General features: G+C 67.5%; 7 protein-coding genes and 1 riboswitch. Of the genes, 6 read left to right on the top strand and 1 reads right to left on the bottom strand.

Features of this window, described 5'->3' with window-relative positions; genetic code table 11:
• Positions 1-28: 28 nt before the first annotated feature.
• Positions 29-1,582 carry an MFS transporter gene (locus tag AC5RWD_RS21025; RefSeq protein ID WP_494021871.1) on the bottom strand — a complete coding sequence of 518 codons (1,554 nt, stop codon included), beginning with the start codon at positions 1,580-1,582 and terminating at the stop codon, positions 29-31.
• Positions 1,583-1,654: 72 nt separating this feature from the next.
• On the opposite strand from AC5RWD_RS21025, the gene AC5RWD_RS21030 reads away from it, so the two are divergent.
• From AC5RWD_RS21030 to AC5RWD_RS21055, 6 genes are all read left to right on the top strand, one after another.
• Positions 1,655-2,194: a TetR/AcrR family transcriptional regulator gene (locus AC5RWD_RS21030; RefSeq protein WP_494021864.1), complete on the top strand. Its 540-nt coding sequence runs from the start codon at positions 1,655-1,657 to the stop codon at positions 2,192-2,194.
• 118 nt (positions 2,195-2,312) lie between these two features.
• Positions 2,313-2,411: riboswitch (glycine riboswitch) on the top strand.
• A gap of 189 nt (positions 2,412-2,600) precedes the next feature.
• On the top strand, positions 2,601-5,459 hold the full coding sequence (gcvP, locus tag AC5RWD_RS21035) for an aminomethyl-transferring glycine dehydrogenase (RefSeq protein ID WP_494021865.1): 2,859 nt from the start codon (positions 2,601-2,603) through the stop codon (positions 5,457-5,459).
• A 65-nt stretch (positions 5,460-5,524) separates the two neighbouring features.
• Positions 5,525-6,688 (top strand): glycine cleavage system aminomethyltransferase GcvT, encoded by a 1,164-nt coding sequence (gcvT, locus tag AC5RWD_RS21040; protein WP_494021866.1) that lies wholly within the window; start codon positions 5,525-5,527, stop codon positions 6,686-6,688.
• A gap of 497 nt (positions 6,689-7,185) precedes the next feature.
• On the top strand, positions 7,186-7,569 hold the full coding sequence (gene gcvH / locus AC5RWD_RS21045) for a glycine cleavage system protein GcvH (protein ID WP_494021867.1): 384 nt from the start codon (positions 7,186-7,188) through the stop codon (positions 7,567-7,569).
• Positions 7,566-8,900: a serine hydroxymethyltransferase gene (glyA, locus tag AC5RWD_RS21050; RefSeq protein ID WP_494021868.1), complete on the top strand. Its 1,335-nt coding sequence runs from the start codon at positions 7,566-7,568 to the stop codon at positions 8,898-8,900. Before gcvH ends, glyA begins: the two co-directional genes overlap by 4 nt.
• A gap of 200 nt (positions 8,901-9,100) precedes the next feature.
• Positions 9,101-9,182 (top strand): serine dehydratase beta chain (locus AC5RWD_RS21055; protein ID WP_494021872.1); only part of this gene is annotated, 82 nt, incomplete at its 3' end.

Raw genomic sequence — 9,182 nt, forward strand, 5'->3', positions numbered from 1 at the left:
CTCCGGGGCTGCCCGTTATTTGTCTCGGCTACTGCGCGCGCGGGATGCGGCGAAGTACGACGGCGGCGAGCACCGACGCTCCTGCCATCAGTACCAGCGCGATTGCCGCGGTGATGTGAACGCCGGAATCGAAGGCGGCCCGGGCGGCCGCAGTGAGCCCCTCTGCCAGCGGGGCCGGGAGTGACCCGGCGAGCTCCATGGCCCCCGCCAGGGTCTCCCTGGCCTGGCCCGCGGACTCTGCGGGCACCGCCTGCGCAACGCTCTCGGGCAGAGCGAGATGCTGCTGGTACGACGCCGTCAGGATGGAGCCCAGGATGGCTGTCCCGAGGAGCGAGCCCACCTCGTAGCCGGTCTCCGAAATGGCCGCTGCTGCACCGGATTTTTCCGCCGGCACGGCGCCCAGGATCAGATCGTTCGAGATGGTTTCTGCAGACCCCACACCCAGCGCCAGAATGAGGAGGGCGGCCAGCAGCGCGGCGGGCCCGGCGTCGTGATCCCCAAACGCCACGATGCAGTAACCGGTGGCGCTCAGCGCCAGTCCCGCGGCCACCACAAAGCCCGGCCGGACCTTCCGGACCAGCGGTACCACGAGCAGGCCGGCCACCACGGTAGCCGTCAGTGCCGGCAGCATGGCGGTGCCCGACTCCGACGGCGACATGCCCTCGAGCAGCTGCAGGTGTTGGGCCAGGAACAGGATGAACCCGTTGTAGGAGAACAGCGCCAGGATGTTGGCCGTGATCGCCGTGCTGAACACCCGGTTTCTGAACAGCGACATGTCCAGGAGCGGGGACGCGAGGGCCTGCTGGCGGCGGACAAACACGAATCCCATGGCCAGGCCAAACGCCAGAACTCCGAACGACGTCACTCCGGGTCCGTGGGTGGCCATTTCCTTGATGCCGTAGACCACCGGCACCATGGCCAGCATCGACAGCGCCACGCTGGCCAGATCCACGCGGCCGGGACTCGGATCCTTGGATTCCGGAATGAGGAAGCGGCCCAGGATCAGCGGCGGCAGCATGATGGGCACGGCCACGAGCAGGACGGCGCCCCACCAGAAGTGTTCCACCAGCCAGCCGCCAAAGATCGGCCCCAGTGCTGCGCCGCCGGAGAATCCTGCTGCCCAGATGGCCACGGCCAGCCTCCGCCTGCCCGGTTCCCGGAAGATGTTGCGGATCAGGGACAGTGTGGAGGGCATGAGCATGGCTCCGAAGAAGCCGAGTGCCGCGCGGCCGGCAATGAGCCATTCGGCGCTCGGGGCGAAGGCCGACGCCGCAGAAACCACCGCAAAGCCCGAGATTCCGACCAGCAGCAGCCGGCGGCGCCCGATCCTGTCCCCGAGGCTGCCCATGGCAACGAGGAGTCCGGCGAGCACCAGTGCGTAGGCATCAACCACCCACAAAAGCTGCACGCCCGAGGGATCGAGGCTGCGGGCGATCGCGGGAAGGGCGAACGTCAGCGCGGTGTTGTCCACGGCCACCAGGAGGACCGGGAACATGAGCAGGGCCAGGGCGAACCAGTCGCGCACGCCGCCGCCGCTGGCCTGGTTGGCGGAAGAGTGCGCCGGGCGAAGGGTTGAGTGCATGGTCATGAAATAACTATACCGTCCAGACGGTATAGTTATAAAGCCTGCCAGGAACCGGGCATGATGGAAGCCATGCCCAGAAAACCTGTCGCCCGCGGCGCAGTGCTCGATGCGTTTGAATCCCTCCTGATCGAGGTGGGGGAGCGCGCTGCCACCCTTGACGCCGTGGCCGCCCGTGCCGGCGTGTCCAAGGGCGGGCTCCTGTACCACTTTCCGAACAAGGAAGCGCTGATCAGTGTCCTGCTGGACCGCCTGGACGAGTTTGCGGAAGCGGATGCCCAGGCCATGGCTGCGGCTCCCGAGGGTGCGGCCGCGTACTTCATCAAATCGTCCGTCTGGGCGGACACCCCGCTGGACCGTGCCATCGTGGCGGCGACGAGGCTGGCCGAGGTGGCCCACGAGGAGACGCGGCGCCGGTTCGCCCACATCCAGCAGCGGTGGCTGGATGAGATCGCCCGCGACGTCGGGCCGGGCCTGGCCAAGGCGGTCCTGTACATGGGCGATGGGCTCTACTTCAACGCCATGCTGTCCGTCGGGCCGGCGGCGACGCCGTCCGAGACCGCGGCAGACGTCGAAAGCCTGCTTGCCGCCCTTGACCGGCTCAGGGGGTAGGCCGGGTCCGCGGCTGCCGCTGCGGCCGGCCGGTCGCGCCGCAACAGTTTGCAGACGCGATCCCGGCGTAGGACAATAGCCTCTGTGACAGCTGTCACCGCTCAATTGAATAAGCCTTTGATCTGCGGCGGGAGAGTCCTGCAAGTAGGTACAAGCAGGCGCCGTAGGAGCAAAACCTCCCCAGGAATCTCTCAGGCCCATGTACCGCCGCGGCAAGGCAACTCTGGAAAGCAGCAGGCTGCCCGCTTGAAATTTTCCGCCGACGCGCGGACGGTTCAGGGCGTGCTGTGCTCACCGACGGTGCAAGCGTTGCAGTGCGAAAGCGCAGCAACGCGGAAACTCTCAGGTCCAATACAGAGCGGGGAGGAACCCGAATCAATGTGGCGTACCTTGCGTCGCCTTAGTTATGGAGTTCCTTTTGACCGTTAATTCAGCCTCCTCGTCCTTCGTCGACCGGCATATTGGCGCCCGCCGCCAGGCCGACGTCGAAGCCATGCTCAAGGCCGTCGGCTACGACACCGTCGACGCGCTGGTTGATACGGCAGTACCCAACGACATCCGCCAGGACTCCGCGCTGGAGCTCGCACCGGCCCTGAGCGAAGTGGAAGCACTCGCGGAACTCCGGAAGCTCGCGGCCAAGAACAAGACCGCCGTGCAGATGATCGGCCAGGGCTACTACGACACCGTGACGCCCCCGGTGATCCGCCGCAACGTCCTTGAGGCACCCGCCTGGTACACGGCGTACACCCCGTACCAGCCGGAGATCTCGCAGGGCCGGCTTGAGGCGCTGCTCAACTTCCAGACCATGGTCCAGGACCTGGTGGGCCTGCCCATCGCCAACGCCTCGCTGCTGGATGAAGCCACCGCCGTGGCCGAGGCTGTGCTGCTGATGCGCCGGGCCAACAAGAACAAGACCGCCCACGACGGCAAGACGGTCCTGGATGCGGACTGCCTGCCGCAGACCATTGCGATCGTGAAGGGCCGCGCCGAAGCCCTCGGTTTCGAGGTGGAGGTGGCGGATCTCTCCCAGGGACTGCCTGACGGCGACATCAACGGTGTTGTCCTCCAGCAGCCCGGTGTTTCCGGGCGTGTCTTCGACCACAGCGGGGTCATCGCCGCCGCCAAGGAACGCGGCGCCCTGGTCACGGTAGCTGCTGATCTCCTTGCCCTGACCCTGATCACGCCTCCGGGCGAGCAGGGCGCCGACATCGCCGTCGGGACCGCCCAGCGCTTCGGGGTACCGCTGTTCTTCGGCGGTCCGCACGCCGCCTACATGGCCGTGCAGAAGGGCCTTGAGCGCTCCCTGCCCGGGCGCCTGGTGGGCGTCTCCAGGGACAACGCCGGTGTTCCCGCCTACCGCCTGGCGCTGCAGACCCGCGAGCAGCACATCCGCCGCGAGAAGGCCACCTCCAACATCTGTACGGCGCAGGCACTGCTGGCCATCGTGTCCTCCTTCTACGCCGTTTACCACGGCCCGGAGGGCCTGAAGGCGATCGCCGAAACCGCGCACGGCTACGCGAAAACCCTCGCCGCGTCTCTGCAGGCCGCCGGCCTGGACGTCCTGCACACCAGCTTCTTCGACACCGTGACGGTTTCCGTCCCGGGCAAGGCCGCCGGCATCATCGCCGCCGCGGAGCAGAAGGGCATCAACCTCCGCAGCATCGACGCCGACACCGTTGGCATCTCCACCGATGAAACCACGACGCCGGCCATCGTGGCCGACCTTCTCGCCGCCTTCGGTGCCGCGGCAGTGGAGGCGACTGAAGGGTTCGCCCTGGACGCCGCCGTCGAGCGTTCCTCCGCGTACCTGCAGCACCCGGTGTTCAACACGCACCGCTCCGAGACCCAGCTGCTGCGCTACATCCGCAAGCTGTCCGACCGGGATCTGGCGCTGGACCGCACCATGATCCCGCTGGGCTCCTGCACCATGAAGCTGAACGCGACGGCGGAGATGGAGGCCATCTCCTGGCCGGAGTTCGCCTCGATCCACCCGTTCGCCCCGGACTCCCAGACCGAGGGCTGGCGCGAACTGATTGCCGACCTCGAGGCGCAGCTGACCGAGATCACCGGGTACGACCAGGTGTCCATCCAGCCGAACGCCGGCTCCCAGGGCGAGCTCGCCGGCCTGCTGGCCATCCGCGGCTACCACCGGTCCCGCGGCGATGACCAGCGCAACATCTGCCTGATCCCGGCCTCGGCGCACGGCACCAATGCCGCCTCGGCCGTGCTGGCCGGCATGAAGGTGGTCGTCGTGGCCACCGCCGCCGACGGCACCATCAACCACGCTGACCTGTACGCGAAGATCGAGCAGCACCGGGATGCGCTCTCCTGCATCATGATCACCTACCCGTCCACGCACGGCGTGTACGACGCCGACGTCCGCGAGGTCTGCGACGCCATCCATGCCGCCGGCGGCCAGGTCTACATCGACGGGGCCAACCTCAACGCCCTGGTCGGACTGGCGCAGCCCGGCAAGTTCGGCGGCGACGTCTCGCACCTGAACCTGCACAAGACCTTCTGCATCCCGCACGGCGGCGGCGGACCCGGCGTCGGCCCCGTTGCGGCGAAGGCGCACCTGGCTCCGTTCATGCCCGGTGACGCGACCACCTGGAGCGACGGAAACGACGTCCCGATCTCCGCCTCGCGCTTCGGCTCAGCCGGCGTGCTGCCCATCTCCTGGGCGTACGTGAAGCTTATGGGCGGCAGCGGCCTGACCGAGGCCACCAAGTCCGCACTGCTTGCCGCGAACTACGTTGCCGCCAGCCTCAACGACTTCTTCCCGGTCCTCTACACGGGCGAAGGCGGTCTGGTGGCGCACGAGTGCATCCTGGACCTGCGTGAACTCACGGCCAAGACGGGCGTCACTGCCGAGGACGTGGCCAAGCGCCTGATCGACTACGGCTTCCACGCGCCCACCCTGGCGTTCCCGGTGGCGGGCACGCTGATGGTGGAGCCCACCGAGTCCGAGGACCTGGGCGAGATCGACCGGTTCATCAAGGCCATGATCGCCATCCGAGGCGAGATCGACCAGGTGGCAAACGGCGACTTCACCGTGGAGAACAGCCCGCTGCGCAACGCACCCCACACCGCGGCCGCGGCGATCAGCTCCGACTGGGACCGCGCCTACCCGCGCGAGCAGGCCGTCTTCCCCGTGCACACGCTCAAGCAGGACAAGTACTTCCCGCCGGTGGGCCGCATCGACGGTGCAGCAGGCGACCGCAACCTGGTCTGCTCCTGCCCGCCGATCGAAGCCTTCGAGAACTAGATTTGTCCGGTGGTTGAGCTGGGCCTACGACCGCCCGGCTCAACCCGCACATAAAGGATTCCTCAATGACTGAGAACTACACTGCCCTTTACGAGGACCACAAGAAGCTGGGCGCCTCGTTCACCGACTTTGGCGGCTGGCAGATGCCGCTCAAGTACGGCTCCGAACTGGCGGAGCACCACGCCGTCCGCAACTCGGCCGGCATCTTCGACCTCTCCCACATGGGCGAAATCTGGGTGACCGGCCCGGACGCCGCAGCGTTTCTCGACTACGCCCTGGCCGGCAAGATCTCCGCCATGGCCGTCGGCAAGGCCAAGTACTCCCTGATCTGCAACGAGGAGGGCGGCATCATCGACGACCTCATCGTGTACCGCCGCCCCTCCGAAGCTGACGGCACCGACAGGTTCCTGGTGGTCCCGAACGCCGGCAACGCCAAGGTGGTGGCCGAGGCACTGGTGCAGCGGGCCGGTTCTGCCCCGGAAGGCGGGTTCGACACCGCCGTCGAGGACGCCTCCGCAGAGACGGCGCTGATCGCGGTGCAGGGCCCCAAGGCCGAGGAGATCCTCCTGCGCCTGGTCCCTGCAGCCCAGCATGAGCTGGTGACCGGCCTGAAGTACTACGCCGCCGTCGAGGTTTCCTTCCTGGTGGGCGGCGCCAGCCGGAACCTGCTGCTGGCCCGGACCGGTTACACCGGCGAGGACGGTTTCGAAATTTTCGTGGAGAACGACGACGCCGCCGCCCTTTGGCAGTCCATCGTCGCCATCGCGGACGAGGGGGAGCTGACGCCGTCCGGCCTCGCCGCCCGCGATTCGCTCCGCCTTGAGGCCGGCATGCCGCTGTACGGCAACGAGCTCTCCCTGGAAGGCGACCCGTTCGCTGCCGGCCTGGGCCCCGTCGTCGCGCTGTCCAAGGAAGGTGACTTCGTCGGCAAGGCCGCGCTGGCCGCCAAGAAAGAAGCCGGAGCGGGGTCCACCTCGGGCCGCAGGCTCGTGGGCCTCAAAGGCCTGGGCCGCCGCGCCGGCCGCGGGCACTACCCGGTGCTCAAGGACGGCAACGTCGTCGGTGAAGTCACCTCCGGCCAGCCCAGCCCGACCCTCGGCTACCCAATCGCCATGGCCTACGTCGACGTCGCCTACACCCAACCCGGCACGGCACTGGACATCGACCTGCGGGGCAAGGCGGAGCCATTCGAAGTGGTGGCACTGCCTTTCTACAAGCGCTCCAAGTAGCCCGGCGGCGGTTGACCCCGTCCAACCGCCGGCACCGTTTGGCCCCGCTGCGCGGACGTGACGCTCCCTTAGCCGCACGCTTCCGGATGCCACCCCCTTCAAGGGCGTCACCGTTGGTTGAGCCGGTCGAAATCTGCCTTCCCCGTCCGCGCACCATCGAAAGCCGAAGGTGCCGGGGAGGGGTCGGCCGCAAACCGCTGGGTGAGCTTGTCGAAACCAAGCCGTAGGGTCCGGTCTACAGCAAGCTCGGTCATTGGGGGCTGAGCTTGCCTAACCTCCGAGGCCAACAAAACGACCGGAGAACCGCTTTATCTTTCACTGCCGTTTGTTCCCTTCCGGAACTGACGGCCGGGGTCGGCGGGTGAGGGGATTCCGGAAGTGAGCGTCTAAGGGAGCGTCGCGTCCGCTCAGCGGGCGCCTTCGCGACCGAGCTCACGGAGGAATTCGCTCACCCGCCTCCCCACCCGACCACAGCAGTAACGAGATTAAGGAACGAAATGGCAAAAGTTGCCTCTGAATTGCAGTACTCCGACGAGCATGAGTGGGTTTCCCGCGGGGAGGGGAATGTTGTGTCTATTGGCATTTCTGCCGTGGCCACTGACGCCCTCGGCGACATTGTCTACGTCGACCTGCCCGAGGTCGGCTCGGCCGTGACCGCGGGGGAGACCTGCGGCGAGGTGGAGTCCACCAAGTCGGTCTCTGACCTGTACTCCCCGGTGACGGGGGAGGTGACGGAGATCAACCCGGTCGTCGTCGAGGACCCCGCCCTGATCAACAATGACCCGTACGGCGCCGGCTGGCTGTTCAAGGTGGCCGCTGATTCCGAGGGCCCGCTGCTGTCGGCCGAGGAATACGCAGCCAAGAACGGCGGCGAGCTGTGAGCGCCGCTGGTGCCGCAGGCACCGGAACAGTGGCTTTCGAGCAGGTCGTATCCCCGAGCCTGAATGCGGATCTCGCGGAGCTTGACCCGGAGATCGCGGCCAAGATCGACGACGAGCTCGGCCGCCAGCGCTCGGGCCTGGAAATGATCGCGTCGGAGAACCACACCGCCGCGGCCGTGATGCAGGCACAGGGGTCGGTGCTGACCAACAAGTACGCCGAGGGCTACCCGGGCAAGCGCTACTACGGCGGCTGTGAGCACGTGGACGTGATCGAGCAGCTGGCCATCGACCGCGTCAAGACCCTGTTCGGCGCCGAGTACGCGAACGTGCAGCCGCACTCCGGCGCCCAGGCCAACGCTTCGGTGATGCACGCCCTCATCAAGCCGGGCGACACCATCATGGGCCTGAACCTGGCCCACGGCGGCCACCTGACCCACGGCATGCGGATCAACTTCTCCGGCCGCCTGTACAACGTGATCCCGTACCAGGTCCGCGAAGAGGACCACCGGATCGACATGGCCGAGGTGGAACGCCTGGCCCAGGAACACAAGCCGCAGCTGATCGTCGCCGGATGGTCCGCCTACGCCCGGCAGCTGGACTTTGCCGAGTTCCGCCGGATCGCCGACTCCGTGGGCGCCTACCTGATGGTGGACATGGCCCACTTCGCCGGCCTGGTTGCCGGCGGGCTGCACCCGTCGCCGGTCCCGCACGCCCACGTCACCACGTCCACCACGCACAAGACCCTGGCCGGTCCGCGCGGCGGCATCATCCTGACCAACGACGCTGACGTCGCGAAGAAGATCAACTCGGCCGTGTTCCCGGGCCAGCAGGGCGGCCCGCTGGAGCACGTCATCGCGGGCAAGGCCGTGGCGTTCAAGATCGCCGCATCCGAGGAGTTCAAGGAACGCCAGGAACGCGTCCTGGCCGGTGCCCGGATCCTGGCCGAGCGCCTGGTTCAGCCGGACGTCACCGCGAAGGGGATCAACGTGATCTCCGGCGGCACCGACGTGCACCTTGTCCTGGTGGACCTGCGCAACTGCGAGCTGGACGGACAGCAGGCCGAGGACCGCCTCGCGGAAATCGACATCACGGTAAACCGCAACGCGGTGCCGTTCGATCCCCGCCCGCCGATGGTCACCTCCGGGCTGCGCATCGGCACACCGGCCCTGGCCACCCGCGGCTTCGGTGAGGCTGCCTTCGCCGAGGTTGCGGACATCATCGCCGAAGCCCTGACGGCCGACGCCGGCGCAGACCTGTCAGGCCTGCGCACCCGTGTCGAGGCACTCGCCGCCGCGCACCCGCTCTACCCGGGCGTGGCGAACCTCAGCTGATCGAGGCCGTCGGCCCGTTGGGGCCGACGGCCCGCAACGGCAAAAACCGCGTAGCGTGGAATTAAACAGGCGACGGCGGGCGGCCGCCACAAGCTGCCGCCCGCCGTCGTACTGGCCGACTGTACGCCGCAACCCGCGGCCAGGCAGTCACCGGCAGGACCATCTGCCGGAACGAAGCACGACCAAGTTAGGAACCGACCATGGCTGTTGGCGTCTTTGACCTTTTTTCCATCGGCATAGGACCGTCCAGTTCGCACACTGTGGGCCCGATGCGGGCTGCGG

It is taken from the genome of Arthrobacter sp. CMU6 (assembly GCF_059090205.1).